General features: G+C 38.6%; 22 protein-coding genes, 1 pseudogene and 1 other annotated feature. Of the genes and pseudogenes, 3 read left to right on the forward strand and 20 right to left on the reverse strand.

Annotated features, from left to right (window positions below):
• Nucleotides 1-38: 38 nt before the first annotated feature.
• From H9632_RS10835 to H9632_RS10870, 8 genes are all read right to left on the reverse strand, one after another.
• On the reverse strand, nucleotides 39-551 hold the full coding sequence (locus H9632_RS10835; RefSeq protein ID WP_191701134.1) for an NYN domain-containing protein: 513 nt from the start codon (nucleotides 549-551) through the stop codon (nucleotides 39-41).
• Between the two features lie 4 nt (nucleotides 552-555).
• Nucleotides 556-1,284 (reverse strand): 23S rRNA (guanosine(2251)-2'-O)-methyltransferase RlmB, encoded by a 729-nt coding sequence (gene rlmB, locus H9632_RS10840; RefSeq protein ID WP_191704195.1) that lies wholly within the window; start codon nucleotides 1,282-1,284, stop codon nucleotides 556-558.
• Between the two features lie 137 nt (nucleotides 1,285-1,421).
• A complete protein-coding gene (locus H9632_RS10845) occupies nucleotides 1,422-1,835 on the reverse strand; it encodes a Mini-ribonuclease 3 (RefSeq protein WP_191704103.1) in 414 nt (137 codons plus the stop codon).
• Complete coding sequence (cysS, locus tag H9632_RS10850) at nucleotides 1,836-3,239, reverse strand: cysteine--tRNA ligase (RefSeq protein WP_191704104.1); 1,404 nt, start codon at nucleotides 3,237-3,239, stop codon at nucleotides 1,836-1,838.
• 92 nt (nucleotides 3,240-3,331) lie between these two features.
• Nucleotides 3,332-3,559, reverse strand: a binding site (T-box leader).
• A 72-nt stretch (nucleotides 3,560-3,631) separates the two neighbouring features.
• The gene (gene gltX / locus H9632_RS10855; RefSeq protein WP_191704105.1) at nucleotides 3,632-5,092 is read right to left on the reverse strand and encodes a glutamate--tRNA ligase; all 1,461 of its coding nucleotides are present in this window, start codon (nucleotides 5,090-5,092) and stop codon (nucleotides 3,632-3,634) included.
• A 198-nt stretch (nucleotides 5,093-5,290) separates the two neighbouring features.
• Entirely contained in the window at nucleotides 5,291-5,767 is a 477-nt protein-coding gene (gene ispF / locus H9632_RS10860) for a 2-C-methyl-D-erythritol 2,4-cyclodiphosphate synthase (protein WP_191704106.1), read from the reverse strand.
• Nucleotides 5,768-5,868: 101 nt separating this feature from the next.
• A complete protein-coding gene (ispD, locus tag H9632_RS10865; RefSeq protein WP_191704107.1) occupies nucleotides 5,869-6,570 on the reverse strand; it encodes a 2-C-methyl-D-erythritol 4-phosphate cytidylyltransferase in 702 nt (233 codons plus the stop codon).
• 13 nt (nucleotides 6,571-6,583) lie between these two features.
• A complete protein-coding gene (locus H9632_RS10870) occupies nucleotides 6,584-7,663 on the reverse strand; it encodes a PIN/TRAM domain-containing protein (RefSeq protein ID WP_191704108.1) in 1,080 nt (359 codons plus the stop codon).
• Nucleotides 7,664-7,939: 276 nt separating this feature from the next.
• On the opposite strand from H9632_RS10870, the gene H9632_RS10875 reads away from it, so the two are divergent.
• Complete coding sequence (locus H9632_RS10875) at nucleotides 7,940-8,587, forward strand: acetate uptake transporter (RefSeq protein WP_191704109.1); 648 nt, start codon at nucleotides 7,940-7,942, stop codon at nucleotides 8,585-8,587.
• 140 nt (nucleotides 8,588-8,727) lie between these two features.
• Here H9632_RS10875 and radA read toward each other — a convergent pair whose 3' ends face one another.
• From radA to H9632_RS10910, 7 genes are all read right to left on the reverse strand, one after another.
• A complete protein-coding gene (gene radA, locus H9632_RS10880; protein ID WP_191704110.1) occupies nucleotides 8,728-10,101 on the reverse strand; it encodes a DNA repair protein RadA in 1,374 nt (457 codons plus the stop codon).
• A gap of 213 nt (nucleotides 10,102-10,314) precedes the next feature.
• Nucleotides 10,315-12,759 (reverse strand): ATP-dependent Clp protease ATP-binding subunit, encoded by a 2,445-nt coding sequence (locus H9632_RS10885; RefSeq protein WP_191704111.1) that lies wholly within the window; start codon nucleotides 12,757-12,759, stop codon nucleotides 10,315-10,317.
• Nucleotides 12,756-13,853, reverse strand: a complete 1,098-nt coding sequence (locus H9632_RS10890) for a protein arginine kinase (RefSeq protein ID WP_191704112.1) — start codon at nucleotides 13,851-13,853, stop codon at nucleotides 12,756-12,758. The genes H9632_RS10885 and H9632_RS10890 overlap by 4 nt, the downstream gene beginning before the upstream one ends.
• The gene (locus H9632_RS10895) at nucleotides 13,850-14,392 is read right to left on the reverse strand and encodes a UvrB/UvrC motif-containing protein (protein WP_191704113.1); all 543 of its coding nucleotides are present in this window, start codon (nucleotides 14,390-14,392) and stop codon (nucleotides 13,850-13,852) included. The genes H9632_RS10890 and H9632_RS10895 overlap by 4 nt, the downstream gene beginning before the upstream one ends.
• Before the next feature lie 12 nt (nucleotides 14,393-14,404).
• Nucleotides 14,405-14,869 carry a CtsR family transcriptional regulator gene (locus H9632_RS10900; protein WP_191704114.1) on the reverse strand — a complete coding sequence of 155 codons (465 nt, stop codon included), beginning with the start codon at nucleotides 14,867-14,869 and terminating at the stop codon, nucleotides 14,405-14,407.
• Between the two features lie 177 nt (nucleotides 14,870-15,046).
• Nucleotides 15,047-15,352, reverse strand: a complete 306-nt coding sequence (locus H9632_RS10905; RefSeq protein WP_191704115.1) for a DUF4870 domain-containing protein — start codon at nucleotides 15,350-15,352, stop codon at nucleotides 15,047-15,049.
• A gap of 122 nt (nucleotides 15,353-15,474) precedes the next feature.
• On the reverse strand, nucleotides 15,475-15,687 hold the full coding sequence (locus H9632_RS10910) for an acyltransferase (protein WP_191704116.1): 213 nt from the start codon (nucleotides 15,685-15,687) through the stop codon (nucleotides 15,475-15,477).
• 291 nt (nucleotides 15,688-15,978) lie between these two features.
• Here H9632_RS10910 and H9632_RS19000 point away from each other — a divergent pair.
• Both H9632_RS19000 and H9632_RS19005 read left to right on the forward strand, forming a co-directional pair.
• Nucleotides 15,979-16,404, forward strand: a pseudogene (locus H9632_RS19000) (protoglobin domain-containing protein); the annotation flags it as partial.
• Between the two features lie 240 nt (nucleotides 16,405-16,644).
• Nucleotides 16,645-17,169, forward strand: a complete 525-nt coding sequence (locus H9632_RS19005; RefSeq protein WP_263618328.1) for a methyl-accepting chemotaxis protein — start codon at nucleotides 16,645-16,647, stop codon at nucleotides 17,167-17,169.
• A 90-nt stretch (nucleotides 17,170-17,259) separates the two neighbouring features.
• Here H9632_RS19005 and H9632_RS10920 read toward each other — a convergent pair whose 3' ends face one another.
• From H9632_RS10920 to adh, 5 genes are all read right to left on the reverse strand, one after another.
• Entirely contained in the window at nucleotides 17,260-17,748 is a 489-nt protein-coding gene (locus H9632_RS10920) for an acyl-CoA thioesterase (RefSeq protein WP_191704117.1), read from the reverse strand.
• A gap of 66 nt (nucleotides 17,749-17,814) precedes the next feature.
• The gene (locus tag H9632_RS10925) at nucleotides 17,815-19,242 is read right to left on the reverse strand and encodes an aldehyde dehydrogenase family protein (protein WP_191704118.1); all 1,428 of its coding nucleotides are present in this window, start codon (nucleotides 19,240-19,242) and stop codon (nucleotides 17,815-17,817) included.
• 32 nt (nucleotides 19,243-19,274) lie between these two features.
• On the reverse strand, nucleotides 19,275-20,249 hold the full coding sequence (locus H9632_RS10930) for a DUF4003 family protein (protein WP_191704119.1): 975 nt from the start codon (nucleotides 20,247-20,249) through the stop codon (nucleotides 19,275-19,277).
• A gap of 125 nt (nucleotides 20,250-20,374) precedes the next feature.
• Nucleotides 20,375-20,731, reverse strand: coding sequence for a DUF779 domain-containing protein (locus H9632_RS10935; RefSeq protein ID WP_191704120.1), 357 nt, complete (start codon nucleotides 20,729-20,731; stop codon nucleotides 20,375-20,377).
• Between the two features lie 16 nt (nucleotides 20,732-20,747).
• A complete protein-coding gene (gene adh / locus H9632_RS10940; protein ID WP_191704121.1) occupies nucleotides 20,748-22,274 on the reverse strand; it encodes an aldehyde dehydrogenase in 1,527 nt (508 codons plus the stop codon).
• Between the last annotated feature and the right edge of the window lie 149 nt (nucleotides 22,275-22,423).

The raw sequence follows: 22,423 nt of genomic DNA on the forward strand, positions 1-22,423 counted from the left end.
GGAATAGTATAACTTAATTGGAAATTGCGGGCAAACTATTACTTAATCCCTCGTCTCCACTTTTCAAATTGTAGTTCTACTTCTTTCGATAATTTAATTCTTGAGGCTGGCTTTTCGTCAGTCGATTCTTTTACTTTGGAGGAGATTTTCGACTGAATGATTTGCATCTCAATTTCAAGCTCACGTGCGGACTTCCTTAAAGCTCCGTGACCGAATACGACATTTTGCTCTGTCATATCGGAAGTTGCCACATGGATTTGAATTTTACGCCCTTTCAACTCGGTTGAAAGCTTTTCAATGCGCTCATCTGCTGTTTCGTTTTTACGCGTGTAGATTACTTCCACAGCATGCTGAATATAAAGCTGCTCTGTGCCTGGTACAAGATGTGCGTCAAACACAACAATCACACGCCAACCTGTATGTGCTTTATATTCAGCCATTCTTTCAATTAAGCGATCGCGCGCATCTTCAAAATGAGGTTCACGCAATGGACGCAACTCACTCCATGCGCCTATCATGTTATAGCCGTCTACTAGCAAGATGTTTTGCATAACCTCATCCGTTAGCTTCTTGTCGTTTACGGTACACTTCATACATAAGCAGTGCTGCTGCTACGGAAGCGTTCAATGATGTAACATGACCAACCATTGGTAAGTGATATAAGAAATCACATTTATCTTTTAAAAGACGGCTCATCCCTTTACCTTCACTACCAATAATTAATGCAAGCGGTAATGTTGCATCCATTTTACGATAATCGGCCGAACCTTTAGCATCTGTTCCCGCAATCCAAACGCCACGCTCTTTTAACTCGTCCACAGTCTGAGCCAAATTTGTTACACGCACAACAGGCACATGCTCGATAGCGCCTGTTGAAGCTTTTGCAACAACCGCTGTTAAACCGACGGCACGACGCTTCGGTATAATGATACCATGTGCACCGATTGCATCTGCTGTTCTCATAATCGACCCTAAGTTATGAGGATCCTCTAGCTCATCTAAAATAAGGAAAAATGGATCTTCATTTTTAACTTTCGCTACTTCAAATAAATCATCGAGTTCTGCATAGTCATATGCTGCAACAGATGCAACAATCCCCTGATGATTTTCTGCCAGTTTATCTACTTTTTGCTTTGGTACAAATTGAACCAACACACCCTGCTCTTTCGCTAAGTCCATTAATTCCTGTACCCCGGTTTTCTTAACACCTTCAGCAATCCATAATTTATTGATTTCACGACCCGCACGAAGCGCTTCCAATACTGGGTTTTTCCCGGCAATCATTTCTCCGATTACTTCCTCTTGAGCAGTCTGCGGGTTTTCCTGTTGTTTTTTATCGTGAGCTTTAAAGGTATCCGCTTTTTTGTCGCGACTTTTTCCATCTCGCGGCTTACGACCTTGTTGTCTTTTTTCTGCCATAGTTACTCTCCTTTTGATTGTTCTACAATTTCTATTGCGTAATCTATAATTTCATTTGCTCGGGCATGCTCTTTGCTTAAAAACAAATAGCCTAAAACGGCTTCAAAGCCTGAACTATTTCGATATGTGCGCACATCTGTATTTTTGGGAACAGAACCTGATTTTGCATTGCGTCCTCTACGGAAAACTGCTTGTTCTTCTTCGGTCAAATAATTTTCATCAATCATACGATGTACGATGTTTGACTGAGACTTGGCAGAAACATATTTTGTCGCTTCTTTATGCAATGTATTTGGCTTTGCGCGACCAGATAAAATTAAATATTCACGAATTCTTTGTTCAAGCACGGCGTCCCCCATATAGGCGAGCGCCAGTGCATTTAGCTGTATGACATCATGTGGTGTTAAGTTTTGCATCTATTGTCCTCGTTTCCAGCGTGTTCCTTGACGAGTATCTTCCAGCACAATATCCATACTTAACAATTGGTCACGAATTTCATCTGATCGTGCAAAATCTCTGTTTTTACGAGCTTGGTTACGTTCTTCAATTAATGCTTCTATCTCTTCGTCCAATAAACCAGCTTCAATTTTTACTTTAATTCCCAATACTTCCCCAATTGCATCAAACATACTTAATATCGCTTGCAACACTTCTTTATCTGTATTGGTTTCTTTTAAATAAACATTGGCAATATGCGATAGTTCAAACAATGCCGAAATCGCATTTGCTGTGTTGAAGTCATCATTCATCGCATTTTCAAAATCAAGTTTCACTTGATTAATTTTCTCAAGCCATTGTTCGCTGTCGTCGCCTAAGCTTGCCGATAATGCCAAACGGTGCTCAACATTTGCATAAGAGGTACGAATACGATCCAATCCGTTTTTCGCCGCTTCCACTAAATCTTGCGCAAAGTTGATTGGGTGACGATAATGCACCGACAACATAAAGAAACGTAGTACTTGCGGATCGATTTGCTGACGGATATCATGCACCAATATAAAGTTGCCGAGGGATTTTGACATCTTTTCATTATCAATATTAATATAGCCGTTATGCATCCAATAACGTGCAAATGTTTTATCGTTATGTGCTTCTGACTGCGCAATTTCATTTTCATGGTGAGGGAATGTTAAATCCTGACCACCTGCGTGAATATCGATTGTATCACCTAAATGCTCACGCGCCATAACAGAACATTCAATATGCCAACCTGGGCGCCCTTCTCCCCACGGTGAATTCCACTTTATTTCCCCTATTTTTGCTGCTTTCCATAAAGCAAAATCTAGCGGGTCTTCTTTCTTTTCGCCTGCTTCAATACGAGCCCCTACCTTTAAATCATCGATTGATTGATGGCTTAACTTTCCATAGCCATCGAATTTACGCGTACGATAATAAACATCGCCTTGAGATTCATATGCATAACCCTTCTCGATTAGCACTTTAATAAATTCAATAATATCGTCCATATGCTCTGTTACACGTGGATGGGCATCCGCTTTTTGGCAACCCAATGCAGTAATGTCTTCAAAATAAGCAGCAATGAAACGGTCTGTTAAAGCCGACGTCTCTTCTCCTAGCTCGTTGGCAGCTTTAATAATTTTGTCATCAACATCGGTAAAATTCGATACGAATTTTACTTCATAGCCTGCATACTGGAAATAGCGTCGTACCGTATCATATACGATGACTGGACGTGAATTTCCAATATGAATGTAATTGTATACAGTAGGGCCGCATACATACATTTTCACTTTGCCATCCTCTAATGGAATAAAAGGCTCTTTTTGTCTCGTTAATGTATTGAAGATTTGAATACTCATTTTGCCGCTCCTTTTTATATATGTTCTTTTTTTAATTAACTGCTCACTTTTTATTTCTACAAAAAAAGCGTCTCCATCACCTAGTTGAAGGTGACAGAGACGCTATACGCGCGGTTCCACTCTGGTTGAAAAAATATAAATACAATACTTTTTCCGCTTGAAAGTCCTATAACGGGGACAAATCGATTTAACCTACTACAATTTCAGTTAAATACTCAAAGGTGCATTTCAGCTTTGCCTTGACCTAGATCACTTTCAGCCGGTGATGATCCTCTCTAATAAGGTATGCGCCGCGTACTTCTCCTTCTCAACGCGCTAACAATATATACAATTTAAATTCATTTTACATTTATTTTCTGAAAAATCAATCATTAAAACTATTCTTAGAATAATTACTCAGCAAACTTCTCGACACGAGCAATTGTTTTTTCTTTGCCGATTAAAGCAATAGAATTTGGCAATTCTGGACCATGTGTTTGACCAGTCGTCACAACACGGATTGGCATAAACAGATTTTTGCCTTTTACACCTGTTTCTTTTTGCACAGCTTTAATCGCCGCTTTAATCGAATCTGCATCAAAGGATTCTAAAGCTTCTAATTGAGTTTTAAATGAAGCCATAACAGCTGGCACTGTCTCACCTGCTAATACCTCATTTGCTTCTTCATCATATGCAATTTCTTCTGTGAAAAATAGGCTCGATAATTCTACAATTTCTGCCCCGAAGCTCATTTGCTCATGGTAAAGCGCGATTAAATCAGAAGCCCATACAAATTGCTCTTCTGATAGCTCTTCTGGAAGTAAGCCTGCTTTTTGTAAGTGTGGTAATGCTAGAGCAACCACCTCTTCACCAGACATTTTTTTAATATATTGATTGTTCATCCAAGTAAGCTTTGTTTTATCAAACATAGATGGTGATTTTGATAAACGTTTTTCATCAAAAAGCTTAACAAGTTCATCGTGAGAGAAGATTTCCTCTTCTCCTTCTGGAGACCAGCCTAGTAATGCAAAGAAGTTAAACATTGCTTCCGGTAAAAAACCAAGTTCTTTATATTGAGTAACAAATTGAATAATCGATTCATCGCGTTTTGATAATTTTTTGCGTTCCTCATTTACAATTAATGTCATATGGCCATATTGTGGGTATTCCCAACCGAAGGCATCAAAGATCATCATTTGTTTTGGCGTATTCGATAAATGCTCTTCCCCTCGGAATACATGCGAAATTTCCATAAAATGATCATCTAATACGACAGCATAGTTGTATGTTGGAATTCCATTTGCCTTCACAAGAACCCAGTCACCGATATCCTTTGATTCAAATGATACTTCACCGCGCACTAAATCAACGAAGTTATATGTTACATCTGCTGGTACACGCATACGAATTGTATATTGTTCGCCCGCTGCTTCTTTTGCTGCAACTTCATCTGATGTTAAGTGACGGCATTTTCCGCCATACATTGGAGCAGCAATACCCTTCGCTTTTTGAGCGTCACGCTCTGCTTCCAGCTCTTCTGATGTACAGAAACATTTATATGCTTGACCAGATTCTAACATCTTTTCTGCATGTTCTTTATAAATATCCAGGCGCTCCATTTGGCGATATGGCGCATAAGGACCACCAATATCTACTGACTCATCTGGTGTAATACCCAACCAACGCAGGTTATCAAGTTGAGAAGCTTCTCCACCTTCTACATTACGCTCGATATCTGTATCTTCAATACGTACTACAAAAGTTCCGTTATGATGTTTTGCATATAAATAGTTAAATAAAGCTGTACGTGCGCCACCGATATGTAAAAATCCTGTTGGCGATGGTGCATAACGAACTCGTACTGTTTTCGTCATAATATTGCCTCCTAATTTTAGCGTTAAAACGCTCGACCATTTTCAATATAAAAAGTATACATTTTTTTATATGTGTAAGAAAGGACATTATATTGCACTATACTTTCACAATAAGTGTCTTTTTAAACCTTGTCCATTCTACCACTGTCAGATAGTAAGTTAAAGTAGCATGTGTCAATTTTGACACCCGTTGCTGCCTTAAGCTTTCACTAAAAGAATTGTTGCCATTGCCGCAATACCTTCTTCACGACCAACAAACCCCAATTTCTCAGTTGTTGTTGCTTTTACATTTACTTGTGAAGGCTCTGCGTTTAATAATTGTGCGATACGGTTTTGCATTTGCGAAATATATGGAGCCATTTTTGGACGTTGGGCCATAATCGTGCAATCTACATTGCCTAATTTATAGCCATGTTTTTCAACTATTTCCCAGATGTATTCAAGTAACTTCGCTGAATCTGCATCTTTCCACTCAGGATCTGTATCAGGGAAGTGACGACCAATATCCCCTTCACCAATTGCCCCCAATGCTGCATCAGTCACCGTATGCAAAAGTACATCAGCATCTGAATGGCCTACCAAACCACGCTCATGCGGAATTGTAATCCCACCTAAAATTAATGGACGTCCCTCTGCAAATTCATGAACGTCAAATCCTTGTCCAATTCGAAACATAACAATGCTAGCTTACAAAGTAAACTAGCTTTCACCTTCTTTCTGCTAATCTCATTACACATAGTATAATCAACTTCTACAAAAAAAGCCTTGAAAACCTTTTACTTTTCAAGGCTCTTTCTCAAGTTTCGTTTTTCTAAAATAGCTTCCCCGAAAATCAAATCTTCCTGGGTTGTCATTTTAACATTTTCGTAGCTACATTCTACGATGTGAATATCATGGCCTAGCCGTTCTACCAGCATCGCCTCATCCGTACCTAAGAAACCGACCTTTTCAGCTACATCTTCCGCTTCAACCAACAAATCATAACGAAATGCTTGCGGTGTTTGCACCATCCATAGAGACTCACGGTCAACGGTTTCTTTAATGAGTCCATTCTGCACGATTTTCATCGTATCTTTTGCACGAACGCCTGCAATGGCTGCCCCTTTTTCGTAAGCAACCTCCGCAAGTTCTGTAATCTTCGGAATCGTAATAAAAGGTCTTGCTGCATCATGAACAAGAACAACCTCAACTGCCTTCATTTCTTTAATACATGAGTGTACGGAATGCTGTCGTTCTTCCCCTCCTGTAGGCAGCCCTTTTACTTTTGTAATATTATAATTTTCGATGAGCGTCTGTATAAATGATCGTTCCTCATCCTTTACTGCTAGCCAAATACCTGTACAGTTTGCATCCTGTTCAAAAACAAGTAAGGTATGCACTAAAATGGGCTTATCTGCTAAGTTCAAAAATAATTTATTTTGCCCAGCACCCATACGTTTTCCACTACCTGCTGCTGGCAAAACGACTTCATACCGCAAAATACTTCACTTCCTAATCCTCTTTTGGCTTTGCGAAAATCATGCGCCCGGCTGATGTTTGTAGTACGCTTGTTACCGTTACTCTAATCGCTTGACCGATATAACTTCGCCCGCCTTCTACAACAATCATCGTTCCATCATCTAAATATGCTACCCCTTGATTGTGTTCTTTTCCATCTTTAATCACAACAACTTGCATATCTTCACCAGGAATGACGACGGGCTTTACCGCATTTGCCAAATCATTAATATTCAACACTTGTACGCGATGCAATTCGCAAACTTTATTTAAGTTAAAATCATTCGTTAAAATTTGTGCGCTCATGTTTTTGGCTAAACGGACCAATTTTAAATCCACTTCTGCCACATCTTCGAAATCGACTTCAGTAATAAGGACTTTGGATGCCCGTTCATCTTGAAGGCGCTTTAGAATATCCAAACCTCTGCGACCACGCGTCCGTTTTAATGTATCAGAAGAATCTGCAATATGTTGAAGCTCTGTTAGCACAAACTGAGGCACTACTAAAATTCCTTCAACAAACCCCGTCTCGGATATGTCTGCAATACGTCCATCAATAATAACGCTCGTATCAAGCAATTTATATTGCTCCTGTTCTTGCGCTTCCTTTTCTGATGCCTCATTAATTCGTTTCTTTGTAGATTTCCCTGTAAAAATCTGCATGAGCTCGTCACGCTTACTAAATCCTAATCTGAAGCCTAAATATCCTAGGACAATCGATAAAATTGCAGGTACTACCGCGGTAATTACAGGTATATTCATTTGATTAATGGCTACACCAACTAACGTTGCAACACATAGCCCTACAATTAAGCCAAGCGTCCCAAACAATAAATCTGCTGCAGGTAATTTAAATAATACTTCTTCTAACCAAGTAATCAATTTTACAAAGTAATCGGATAACGCAAACGATAGGACAAATAATAAAGCAGCACCTATCGCAACACTAAAGTACGGATTATTAAGCCACGGATTGGATGATAAATTCATAAATTCATATAATGGCGGTAAGAAAATGAGACCTAATGCTCCACCGATAAATAAAAATGCTACTTGAATAATTCTTTTCAACATTACTTTCACCTCCAACAATAATTATACATATAATGCCCTGTTCATGCGAAGGACAACCATCAATATTGAAACAAAATAGAAATATTAGTCAAGGTCTATATTTAAGTAAGGACAATGTCCCCACTTCCACGTAAAATTCCACCCTTTATATTTGTTGAATTTACATCATATCTTTTCGATTATTACAGAGTTCATTCAAAATTATACTCATACATAGAATTTAGATATTATTTTAATATAATAGAAAAATGACAACATAGAATAGGAGAATACGTTTTGGATACAACAAAAGAAGTGAAAATTTCAACCGCTGACCCATCTGCAATCGGGTTATTCGGTTTAGCAATTGTAACATTTGTCGCTTCAACTCAAAAGTTGGGATGGACAGAAGGTTTAGGATTAGTCATTCCCTGGGCAATTTTCTTAGGTGGAATTGCACAATTTTATGCGTCAGTATTAGATTCAAAGCATAATAATACATTTGGTACGACAGCATTTGGAGCATACGGTCTATTTTGGATGGGTGTAGGTATGAGCTGGTTCGTTCAAGCCGGTGTGTTTGGTGAAGTATTGCAAGCATCTGTAGATACACGTCAGCTTGGCGTTGTGTATCTAGGGTATTTAATCTTTACCCTATTTATGACGATTGGTGCAGCTGAAACAAATAAAGTTTTATTTTCTATCTTCGTAATGATTGATTTCCTATTTATCGGCTTAGCATTAAGCTCATTTGGGATAATGGAACATGGGATGCACTTATTAGCCGCTTACTCTGAATTAATTATTGCGCTTTTATCATTCTACGGTGCAGGTGCAAATGTTCTAAACAAACATTTCGGTTTCAACTTCCTGCCTATTGGAAAACCATTTGGCATTTTCAAAAAAGAAGCATTTGAAAAGAAAGATAAAACTGTAAAAGCATAAGTTAAAGAATTGAACAAAATAAAGCGTCGCAATTTGGTTCCTACCATTTGCGACGCTTTTTTATCTACATTGTTCCCCGCTTTACAGTGAGGATAACTTATACTCTTTGACGGATGCTCATCAAGGCACAAGAGGTGTACCTATAAATTTTGAAAAGATTCTCGTAGTGCATCACTAATTGTTTCAACACCGACTACTTGAATATCTGCAGGGAACTCCCATCCTCCGATATTTGAAGCCGGTATGAATGCGCGTTTAAACCCTAGCTTTGCCGCTTCCTGCACACGCTGCTCAATTCTAGAAACACGACGAACTTCACCCGTTAACCCCACTTCACCAATAAAGCAATCAGTCGGACGTACCGTTTGATCTTTAAAACTCGAAACAATACTCGTTAATACAGCTAAATCAATTGCTGGCTCATCGAGTTTTACACCACCGGCAACTTTAATATAGGCATCCTGTGCCTGAAGCATCATACCCATACGTTTTTCCAAAACTGCCATTAAAAGCTGCACACGGTTTTGATCAACCCCCGTAGCCATCCGCTTTGGATAATTAAAACTTGTTGGGGTAATAAGAGACTGTATTTCCACCAAAATTGGTCGTGTCCCCTCCATTGAAGCCACTATCGTTGAGCCTGGTGCACCTTGTGAACGCTCCTGTAAAAACAGCTCTGACGGATTTAATACTTCTTTCAATCCTCCATGGAGCATTTCAAAAATCGCAATTTCATTTGTAGATCCAAAACGGTTTTTCTGACTACGTAAAATCCGGTGGTTATGATGACGTTCCCCTTCAAAATAAAGTACCGTATCAACCATATGTTCTAAAATACGCGGACCGGCAATTTGCCCTTCCTTTGTAACGTGGCCAACTAAAAAGATTGCGATATTTTTTGTTTTCGCAATACGCATTAATTCTGCTGTACATTCACGTACTTGAGAAACACTTCCCGGTGCACTCGTTACTTCTGGATGATGTACTGTTTGAATCGAATCGACAATGACAAATTTAGGTTGGACTTCATCAATTGTTTGATTTAGAAATTCGAGATTCGTTTCCGAGTAAATATAAAGCTCCGGCGTATGTACACCTAAACGTTCAGCTCTTAGTTTCGTTTGACGGACAGATTCCTCGCCCGAAATATATAACACACGTTTCCCTTGATTGGAAAGAAGCGCAGATACTTGTAGTAATAATGTAGATTTCCCGATACCTGGATCACCGCCTATCAGCACAAGTGAACCTGGGACAATACCGCCTCCAAGAACGCGGTTGAACTCACTCATTTCTGTAGCGATACGCGTTTCTTCCTGTACTTCCACATGAATAATAGGTGTTGCTTTTGTAGCGGTTGTAGAATGTTGGAACGCACCACGTGGCCCTTTTGTGATGACTTCAACTTCTTCATTCATCGTATTCCATTCACCACAGCCAGGACAGCGCCCCATCCATTTTGCCGCTTCATACCCACAGCTGCTGCACATAAATTTAGACTTCTTTTTTGCCATTTCACTAGCTCCTTCGAATGTTTGTTCCTATAATTGTACACGAAACAAAATCGAATACCCAATAAACAGCTGAAAAATTCTTTTTTAGCTGTTTATTCATATAAGAAATTGTAATGCCCGTTTTAGCATGAGCCCATATAGAAAGTTTTTTAATAAAAGTTTTTGATATTAAAAAAGACGAAGCAGTAATGATTCCTGCTTCGTCAACTTTAGTTAATTCGTTGATACTTTTTCTTGCGTACGGACGATGAACTCATCACTTACATAATCAAGCACAACTGTTTGCGACTTATCTAATGTACCTTTTAACAGTTCTTCAGATAAACGGTCTTCCACATGTTTTTGCAATGCACGACGTAATGGGCGTGCACCGTATTGTGGGTCATAACCTTCTTCAGCGATCTTTTCGAGTGCAGCATCTGTAAGATGTAACTCAATTTCTTGCTCCTGAAGACGTTTTGTTAAAGAGTTTGCCATTAATGATACGATTTCTTTTAAATGATCCTTCTCTAATGAGTGGAACACAATCATTTCGTCAATACGGTTTAAGAATTCTGGACGGAATGCTTTTTTCAGTTCTTCCAACATTGTACCCTTCATGTCTTTATCTTTTGATTCATTTAGTGCTGCGCCAAATCCAACATGCTTACGGTATTTCAATGCATCTGCACCAACGTTCGATGTCATAATAACTACCGTATTACGGAAATCTACAACACGACCTTTTGAATCAGTTAAACGACCATCTTCCAACACTTGCAATAAGATGTTGAATACATCTGGGTGCGCCTTTTCAATTTCGTCGAGCAAGACTACCGAATATGGCTTACGACGAACTTTTTCTGTTAATTGTCCACCATCATCAAATCCTACGTATCCTGGAGGAGAACCGACTAAACGAGAAGTCGAATGTTTTTCCATGTACTCGGACATATCAACACGGATCATTGCATCTTCATCACCGAACATTACTTCGGCTAATGCTCGCGCAAGTTCCGTTTTACCAACCCCTGTAGGACCAAGGAAAATGAATGAACCAATTGGACGCTTTGGATCTTTTAAGCCTGCACGAGCACGACGGATAGCTCGTGAAATTGCCTCAACCGCTTCACCTTGACCAACGACACGCTTGTGTAATTCTTCTTCAAGATTCAACAGCTTCGCTGATTCTGCTTGTGCGATTTTAGAAACAGGAATTCCAGTCCACATCGCAACTACTTGGGCAATATCATCTACATATACTGTAGACTCTTCTTTACCTTGCTTTTCTTTCCATTCCTTTTTCATTTGCTCAAGCTCTTGTTTTAGCTTTTGCTCCGAATCACGTAACGCTGCTGCCTTTTCAAATTCCTGACCTGAAACAGCCGCATTCTTTTCGGATTTTATACCCTCTAGCTTATCTTCTAATTCTTTTAAATTCGGTGGAACTGTATATGAACGTAAACGAACTTTCGAACCGGCCTCATCAATTAAGTCAATTGCTTTATCCGGTAAGAATCGGTCTGAAATGTAACGATCCGATAATTTTGCTGCCGCTTCTACTGCTTCGTCTGAAATTTTCACACGGTGATGTGCTTCATAACGGTCACGTAAGCCTTTAATAATTTGGATTGTTTCATCAACAGATGGCTCATCGACTTGGATAGGTTGGAAACGACGCTCCAATGCTGCATCTTTTTCAATATATTTACGATATTCATCAAGTGTTGTTGCACCGATACATTGTAATTCTCCGCGGGCTAAAGATGGTTTTAAAATGTTGGATGCATCAATTGCACCTTCTGCACCACCTGCACCGATTAATGTGTGAAGCTCGTCGATGAACAGAATGATATTGCCGGCTTGGCGAATCTCATCCATTACTTTTTTCAGACGGTCCTCGAATTCACCGCGGTATTTTGTACCTGCTACAACAGTACCCATATCAAGTGTCATAACACGTTTGTCACGAAGCGTTTCAGGTACTTCATTATTAATGATTTGCTGAGCCAAGCCTTCAGCAATGGCTGTTTTACCGACACCTGGCTCCCCGATTAGTACTGGGTTGTTTTTTGTACGGCGTGACAATACTTCCACGACACGTGTAATTTCTTTAGAGCGTCCGATTACAGGGTCAAGTGAACCTTCTCGTGCCACTGCTGTTAAATCACGCGCTAAACTATCCAATGTTGGTGTATTCACAGTTTGCGCCATATTTGACGTTCCACTAGTGTTGGCATCATTGTTTCCTAATAGTAATAAAACTTGTTGGCGTGCTTTATTAATACTTACACCCGTGTTAGCCAGTACGCGTGCTGCAACGCCTTCACCTTCACGAATTAATGCCAATAATATATGTTCTGTTCCTACATATGCATGACCTAGTTTGCGTGACTCATCCAACGACAGTTCGATTACTTTTTTAGCACGCGGTGTGTAATGAACGATAGGGCCAACTTCCTCCGTACCCTTTCCTACCAATTCCTCTATGCCTGTTTCGATCATCTGAGGGCTAATATTAATTGCTTCCAATGCTTTTGCAGCAATCCCGCCACCTTCACGAATTAAGCCAAGTAAAATATGTTCTGTTCCAATTTCTTTATGCTTAAGGCGAATTGCTTCTTCTTGAGCAAGTTGTAATACTTTTTGAGCACGTTGTGTGAATCGATTGAACATCATAAAAAATCCTCTCCTTTTTCCCCATTGTTTATAGCTTCATCTTGCTCATTTAACTTATCTTGTAAAAGCTTCGCACGATACATATCGCGCTCTGCTGGTTGCAACGTAGTACCAATATATTGCTGAATGAGTCCAGGTTGCATTAAAAGCATGCACTCATTTAATTTACGCTGTGAAATAGGTTCTAATAATCCTAAACTTACCCCAAGACGGACATTGGATAAACAGCTTGCGGCTTCCTCACTCGGTAAAATTTTTGCAAACTTCAATGTGCCAAGTGCACGACTTAAGCGGTCTTCTAAAATTGAAGGAGCACGCATCAATAAATTTTTCCGGGCAAGCTGTTCTTTTTGAATGACTTGCTCTACTACTTCTTGAAGCTCATGCAAAATTGTTTCTTCGGATTTCCCTAAAGTGATCTGATTAGAGATTTGATAAATATTACCTAAGTTTTCACTTCCTTCTCCATATATACCCCTCACTACCATTCCTAACCTTGTCATCATCTGAATCAGGGCATTCATTTGTTTAGTCATAGTAAGTGCTGGTAAATGAAGCATGACAGAGGCTCTAAGTCCCGTTCCAACATTGGTCGGACAACTTGTTAAGTAGCCATATCGGTCTTCATATGCATAGTTGATTGACTTACTCAAGTAGCGGTCAATCGTTCTAGCCTCCTTAAAGGCTTCTTTTAAGTTCATGCCTTGTGTCAGGCTCTGAATCCGAATATGGTCCTCTTCATTTACTAATATGCTAATGGATTCATCTTTTGTTAAAAAAAATGATCCTATTTTTTTTCTCCGTGCCAAGTTAGGGCTTATAAGATGCTTCTCTACTAGGATTTGACGCTGTAATACAGGCATATCTTTTATTTGGAAGTAGGAAAATTGATAAGGGTTTACATCTGTAGATAGTAGAACCTTCATCATTTTTTCTTCGACTACCTGTGCCTCTTCTTCTGTAAAACTTATTGGAAATCGAGTATTGGCAATATTACGAGCAAGTCGAATGCGTGTACTAATGACGATATCCGATTCGCTTTCATGTTGCATCCAGCTTGGACTAGCATTCGTTAGAAAATGCTCGATGTTCATGCGTTCCCCTCTCCTTCCTGTTTGATTTTATTTTCTAATTCACGTACTTCATCACGAATTGAAGCTGCATCCTCAAAGCGTTCCTCAGCAATCGCCTGATGTAATAATGTACGGAGTTCGTTAATTTGTTGTTCAACTTTTTCTTTTGATGGGGCATTTTTTTCGTACCCTACATGCTGTGTACCTGCTTGAATGCGTTCGAGCAGCTGTGGTAATTGTTCACTAAATGTTTCATAACACTGACCACATCCAAATTTTCCTTGCTTTAAAAATTGCCGGTACGTAAACCCACAAGAAGGACATGCTTTTGGATTGGTTGTCTGTTTCGTTGTGCTTTCTTTTTTAGCGTTCACTGGTACAAAATTGAACCAATTCGATATAAGCTGCTGAAGAGATGTTGGCTCTTCACTCACATCAAATTGAAATGGATGAAATTGTGTAGCACATACTTCACAATAATGACGTTCCACTTTTTGACCATTGTGAACTTGTGTTACCGTTACATTTGCATGACGCTGCTTACAATGCTCACATATCATATATTTACACCTCTACTTTTCAAAAGAAATCGTTTGTAGCATTGCATGCATAATACGTGCCCTTAACTGATCACGGAGTGGTAAACCTACCTGTAATGTGACACGATCTAGGGCCACTTTCATAATGCTTGCTTCACGCTCAGTAATAATATCCTCTTCCAACAATCGATAAATAATATGCTCTGCATTCGTCTGTGCAATGGCATTCCCTATTTGTGTTTCCATTTCATCTAATAAATTTTTCTTTGAGTGGATTGTTACTCGCAAAATCCGAATATAACCGCCACCTCCACGCTTACTCTCTACATAGTAGCCATGTTCGGTCGTGAAACGCGTATTGATGACGTAATTGATTTGGGAAGGAGCACAGGAAAATTGCTTCGCTAATTCATTGCGCTTTATCTCAATATGTCCCTGCCCATCTAATTCAATAACTTCCTTCAAATACCCTTCAATTATGTCAGATATATTCCTCATGCTGTTTTCACCTCTCATCAACTGACTTTGACTATCTTTGACTTAAATATACAATATTTATTTTTTGCAATGCAACTATTTGCTCTTACTTAGGTTTCCCCTAAATCGCAATAAAAAATCCCTATTTATGTAAAAAAACGGCCGAGTTTGTTTTATACAAACTCGACCGCTTTTATGTTAGACCCAACGACCAACAATCGGATAATTCCAGTCTTGGTCTGATAATGCTTTTATAATTCCGATTACCGGAGCAATCCAGAATATTAATACAAAGACAAATAAGAATGGTAAACCGATTAGCAGAATTGAAAAGATTCCTGCAATTGCAATTAAAATACCAAATACTACTTGGAATAGTAATGCTTGAATTGAAGTCCGTTTTACTTCAGATTCAGTACTTATTAAGAAAAATAGAATCGGTACTAGGAAAGGAGCAAAAAAGGCACTAGCATGAATAATAATTTTTGACCATTTTGATTCCATTTGTTATCAACCTCACTTTATATTGTTAGCTTATTTACGGATAATATTCACAAAAGTTTCATAGAGGGAATAAAAAAATCCCGATTTTTTTTATCGAGATTTCTACGAGAAGCGATTTCCCATTAATATGGTCCTCTATCATTCGGGTTATCCCCTTCTTGAGGAAATAAAAAATACGAAATTATTGCTGTTAAAATGGCAGCTCCTATGACAATCAATATTCGATCACGGTCGCCTACTTCTGCATAATTATTAACTAGCATAATATAAGAAGCAATTGCAACCCCTAATGATATTGGTATAACAAATTTTAAACGACCTTTATGAAATTTCATTTTTTCTACGCCCTTTAAATCTATTTTTGTTAATTTCTATCATACCTTGTTTAATTTTAAATTACAAATTCTTCAATAATAAGAATTTATACCGAAATAATACTGATAATCCCTGCAAAAAAATAGTAAGATTGTAGTAGTAAAAAAATTAATGAGATGAGGAATAGTATGGGCATTCTATTTACAAAAGCAACTAAAGTTTCAAAAAAACCTTACTTTGACATAGCTAAATATTCTCAAGAAGTTTCTTTAGATGTTTCAAAGTATCCTGATTAAAGTAAACAGCTTCAATTATTAAAATTAACTAATGAAGATTTAGCCATTATAAAACAGCTGGAGCCCTTTGCTCAGGAAATTATTCCTAATATGGTAGAGCAATTCTATGAAGCAATTAGTTTAAGCACAGAACTTACTGATATTATAAATAATACAAGTAAAATAGACCGTTTAAAAGTCACTCTATCCAATCATTTAGAAAGTATTTTTAAAGGTTCGATTGATTCACATTACATAGAAGAGCGCCAGACAATTGCGCATGTGCATGTAAGAATTGGGTTAAAATCAAAATGGTATATCGCCTCGTTCCAATCATTAATCACGACATTTATTGAATTTATCGAAAAAGTCGATATGTCGAATTCCGAGATGGGCAAAGCCGTTAATGCTTTCTCGAAAATTATTAGCCTCGAACAGCAGCTTGTTATCGAAGCATACGAAAAAGAAGAACAGCGCATTCGTATGGAAAATATAGAATTGAAAATAAAACTAATTGACCGAATTCAAAATACCGCGCAGGAATTGTATAGCATTAGTGATGAAACAAATGATTCCTTACAGAAAATAGCCAGCCAATCTGAAGAAATCGCTTCTAATACAGAGCAAGGTTTGAATTTAGTAGCGGAGACAGAAGACAAATCAACAACTGGTACAACATATTTAGTGAGTCAAACTGCGATTATGTCGACGATTTTAGACCGAGTGGACACATTGGAAACTTCAATGGTCACACTTCGTCAATCCTCTCAAAAAATTGCTGACATTGTAGGGTTAGTAACAGGTATTGCTGACCAAACAAACTTACTAGCCTTAAATGCTTCTATTGAAGCAGCCCGTGCCGGGGAACATGGTAAAGGTTTTGCTGTCGTAGCTGATGAAGTAAGAAAACTTGCAGAAGAAACGAAAAAGGCTGTTCAAAATGTATCGCAATTAATTAAAGAAACCGAGCTCAATATTACACAAATGTCCCACTCTGTATCAAGTGTAGATGAGCAGGTGAAAATGAGTGTAGATACGCAAAAGAATTTAGCGGATTCCTTTACATCGATTACAGAAGCTGTATCAGGTATTAAAAAGAAATATGAAAATACAAATGAAGACATTCATACAATTTCTTCCGTTATTACAGGGTTAACACATACAACAAATCTTGTCTCAACTTCTTCTGATTCGTTGTTGCGTATAGTTCATGAACTAAATAATTAACATCCCGTTAGCTCCGGGAGAATAAGAAGAGGCAGTGTGCAAAATAAAATTTTACTGTGCACACTGCCTTTTTGCTTATTACTTAAGAATTTAAGCTCGGCGATTTTTTGATAAGACTCGCTTTTGCTTTCGATGTTCTTGGCGAATAGGACCTGTTTCAAATAAATGACGTTCAAAATCTGTTTCTGGCTCTACGCCTGGTACTTCTTTCGGATTGCCGTTTTCATCAATTGCAACCATTGTCACGAAAGATTCTGTCGTTAATTTTTTGGCTCCGGTTTTAACATTTCTCGAAACAACACGCACATACACTTCCATTGAAGTTCGCCCTGTCCCAGAAACAACTGCCTCTAGCTCTATCATATCACCTGCATAAGCTGGTGAGACAAAATCTACGGAGTCAAAAGATGCTGTGACGACCTCTCCCTGAGAATGTTTCATTGCTGCAATTGCCGCTATTTCATCAATATATGCTAATACTTTTCCCCCGAATATAGATTGATGATGATTCGTATCAGGAGGTAGTACTAATCGAGTTTGGATAGATTTTGAATAACTCATTGGTAAAGTTGTTTTCATAAATATCCTCCTTTCTAACTACACTCCATGTTACTATTCGATAGGGCAAAGTGCTAGTTTGAATTTTTAATATGTCAGCTTCATTGTTATAAATTTCAGCTCCGTCATTTCTTCCACAGCATACTTAATACCTTCTTTGCCATAGCCGCTCATTTTAACACCACCATATGGCATATTATCTACACGGAATGTAGGAACATCATTAATAACTACCGTTCCTGCTTCAATCTCCTCTGCAGCTTTCATGGCATCTGTGAAAACGTTTGTATAAATACCCGCATTTAAGGATAAATCTGATTCGTTTACGAGCGCTATCGCCTCGTCCAATGTTTCATATGGAACAATCGATACAATAGGCGCAAAGGTTTCTTCACATACAATTTTCATATCCGGCTTCACATTTGTCATGACAGTTGGCGAGCATGTACGATCCGTAAATTCCGCCCCTGTTGCAACAACCGCACCTTGTTGTTTCGCGGCTTCAATCCAATCCTTAATACGTTTTACCTCATCAGGGTGAATCATGGCACTCACATCTGTCTGTTCATCATGTGGATCTCCAACCACTAACTTTTCTGTCTCTTCAACAAACAACTTCGTGAATTGCTCGTAAATAGAACTGTGAACATATACACGCTGTAGAGAAATGCAGACTTGTCCCGCAAAGCCAAATGCCCCGCCTACACAGCGCGCTATAACTTTTTCAATTGGTGTTGAAGGCTCTACAATTAATGCAGCATTTGAACCTAGCTCTAATGTAATTTTACGTAAGCCGACCTTTTCTTTAATTTTCAGTCCAACCGCTCCACTACCAGTAAATGTAACTTTTTTCACAAGCGGATGTGTCACAAGGGTATCGCTTAAATCGCCACCACCGCCAGTCACAATTTGCAGAGCCCCGTCCGGTAATCCAGCTTCTTTAAAAATTTCTGCCATTGCAAGTGCGCTTAATGGTGTTTGTGATGCCGGTTTTAAAACGACTGTATTCCCTACAGCAAACGCCGGCCCTAACTTATGCGCCACTAAGTTAAACGGAAAGTTAAACGGTGTTATTGCAGAGACTACTCCTAATGGTACTCGTTTTGTATAGCCCATTCGATCTTTAACACCAGGTGTAGCATCCATTGGAACGGTTTCACCTGTAATTTGTTTTGCCGCTTCTGCTGCGAATTGATACGTAGTAATTGTACGATCTAATTCAGTAAGTCCTGCTGATAACGGTTTTGCCGCTTCATCTGCTAAAATTTTTGCAAGCTCAAATTTACGGTCACGCATAATTGCCGCAACTTTATATAAAATCTCTGCACGTTCATATGCCGTTGTCTTCTTAAATGACAGAAACGCTTTATGAGCCCCTTCAATCGCTCTTTCCACATCAGTAACAGAGGCCTTTGCAACTTTCGCAATTATTTTCCCCGTATAGGGTGCTGTTAGTTCGCTTAACTCCGCTGTACTTTCCCATTTGCCATTAATCCATAATTTTGTTTCTTTCATAATTAATCCCTCCTCTATATTATCTACCCGATTTAAATAAATATATCGAGAATATCAAATGCTAAAAAAAATGTCATATCATTTATAAAATCACTCATATTAATGGCTTGCATAAAAAGTAGGCTATCGTTAAAATCAGCTAATTGATTATTTTCAATTAAGTGGTGCAGCACATAGTGAGTTGCAGTCATTAATGCATATTCCTTTTCTCTTGCATACATAGATAAGCTCATTAATTCCTGAGATAGCTCAATAATTTCATTCACTACTTCAGAAGTTGCAGCTACTAAAGCGAGCAAGGCCAAATATGGATAAAATTTCTTACCTACCTTTACCTTTTTGTTAGTAAATGATTGTTTAATCGCAACAGTATATTCGATTAAAGTTGGCTGAAACTCCTCTTGATATAATGTCAAAAGCTGTGTCATCGCCTGTAATGAATCACCAATTTTAAAACCTTCTTTCTGCAATCCATCATAATATTGCCGCATCGTTTCAGCCATCGTTCCATAGTTACTGGATTGATTTGTTAATAATACTGCGTAAGGAATGTCATCTTTGCCAGTTAAAAAATAGTGATATTTTTTCATTTCGTTATGTAATTTCTTTGCTCGAAATGCATGTTCTTCATCTGTTAAAAATAATGCAGCAATATTTTGATAGGCACTATTTTTAAATCCCGCCTTTATAAGCAACTTTTCATTTGAGATTAAGCGTTTCAGCTCTTGCTCGGGTTCTGGATGTAATACAAGATGCACTAAAATTCTATAAGTTAATGCAGATATATTATTGGATGATGATAAAATATCCAGCAACTTTTTCTTTGGTTTTTGTTTATGTATTTTTTTAACACTATCCTCAAATTTTGGTCCATTAAATGTTTCACGTGAAAATGTAAACTGACTAGCTAAAGGTATTCGAATATTACTGGTTTCATTTGTTCCGAAAAAGAGCTCCATCCGCTCATAATTTTGGCTAAGCAATTGAATAAAAGATGACTTTTCCATATCTTCACACTCCTAGCCATTATTATACGCCTAATTTATTTGAGGTGAAAAACAATGTATTTTATCGGCCCAAAAAAAGTAAACGCCAATGGTATTGGTATTCCCATCAGCGTTTACTCTTCAATTTATCCTTGAAGCTGTTCAAGCTCCGCTTTTGTAAATGCACGTGACCTTGATAAAAAGCGTTTACCCTCGACACCTTCCAATGAAAACATACCGCCCCGACCATCAACAACATCAATTATAATTTGTGTATGCTTCCAATAATCATATTGATTTTTATGCATATAAAAAGGACTGTCTCCAATATGACCTAGCAACACATCCTGATTGCCAATTATTAAATCTCCATCTGGATAGCACATAGGCGATGAGCCATCACAGCACCCTCCTGATTGGTGAAACATAACCGGCCCATGGCGGTCTTTTAACTTCTCGATTAATTGTAGTGCTGCATCGGTTGCGGTTACACGTTCAACCAAAATCGTACCCCCTCTCTTAGAAGAAGCCTAAACGGTTTTCATCATAGCTTACTAAAAGGTTTTTCGTTTGTTGATAATGGCTTAACATCATTTTATGATTTTCGCGTCCAATACCACTCATCTTGTACCCACCAAACGCTGCATGTGCCGGGTATGCATGATAACAATTTGTCCATACACGACCTGCTTCAATGCCACGTCCAAAGCGGTAGGCTGTATTCATATCTCGCGTCCACACACCCGCTCCTAAACCATAAAGTGTATCATTTGCGATTTCTAAAGCATCTTCTTTCGTCTTAAATGTTGTTACTGCAACGACTGGACCAAAAATTTCTTCTTGGAAAATACGCATTTTATTATGACCTTTAAATACAGTTGGTTTAATATAGTAACCGTTTGCATAATCGCCGCCAAGATCATTTTTCTCGCCACCGATTAAGCATTCAGCACCTTCTTCTTTTCCAATTTGTAAATACGATTGGATTTTTTCCATTTGCTCAGAGGAAGCCTGAGCACCCATCATTGTATCTGTATCTAAAGGATTTCCTGTTTTAATCGCTTCAACACGCTTCAATACACGATCCATGAATTTCTCATAAATCGACTCTTGAATAAGCGCACGGGATGGACAAGTACATACTTCCCCTTGGTTTAAAGCGAACAATACGAAACCTTCCACGGCTTTGTCCAAAAATGCATCGTCTGCATCCATAATATCTTCAAAGAATATATTTGGTGATTTACCACCTAACTCTAATGTAACGGGGATTAAGTTTTGTGAAGCATACTGCATAATTAAGCGCCCTGTCGTCGTTTCCCCTGTAAAGGCGATTTTTCCGATGCGTGGACTAGATGCCAGTGGCTTACCTGCTTCTAAACCAAAACCATTCACAACATTCACTACACCAGGTGGCAGTAAATCTTCAATTAACTCAACTAACACTAAAATCGACGTTGGCGTTTGCTCAGCCGGCTTTAATACAACACAGTTTCCTGCAGCAAGTGCTGGCGCCAACTTCCATATTGCCATAAGTAAAGGGAAGTTCCACGGTATAATTTGTCCTACAACTCCGATTGGCTCATGGAAATGATAAGCAACTGTATTATCATCAATCTGACTAATCGATCCTTCTTGTGCACGTAATACCCCCGCAAAATATCGGAAATGATCAATACCAAGTGGTAAATCTGCATTCAATGTTTCCCGTACAGCTTTACCATTGTCCCATGTTTCTGCAACCGCTAACATTTCTAGGTTTTGTTCCATACGATCAGCAATCTTCAGTAAAATGTTTGATCGCTCTGCGGCAGATGTCTTACCCCAAGCATCCTTTGCTGCATGCGCTGCATCTAATGCAAGTTCGATATCCTCCTCAGTTGAACGAGCAACTTGCGTAAAAATGTTTCCAGTAACCGGTGTTATATTATCAAAATACTCCCCTTTTACTGGAGGTGTCCATTTACCACCAATAAAGTTGTCATAGCGCTCCTTAAAATTCACTAATGCGCCATCTGTGTTAGGATTGTGATACACTGCTGCCATTGAATTCTCTCCCCTTTGCAAAAATTGTTGTGACCATACCCTCATATGCAGGCACTTGGCAATTTCCATTTCATAACTCACCTGGTTGCGAGAGGTATCTCTAACTATTATATTGTCAGAAGAATCCAATAATTTCAAATATTAAACTA

This window comes from Solibacillus merdavium, from assembly GCF_014836935.1.
GTDB classification, from domain to species: Bacteria; Bacillota; Bacilli; order Bacillales_A; family Planococcaceae; genus Solibacillus; species Solibacillus ferritrahens.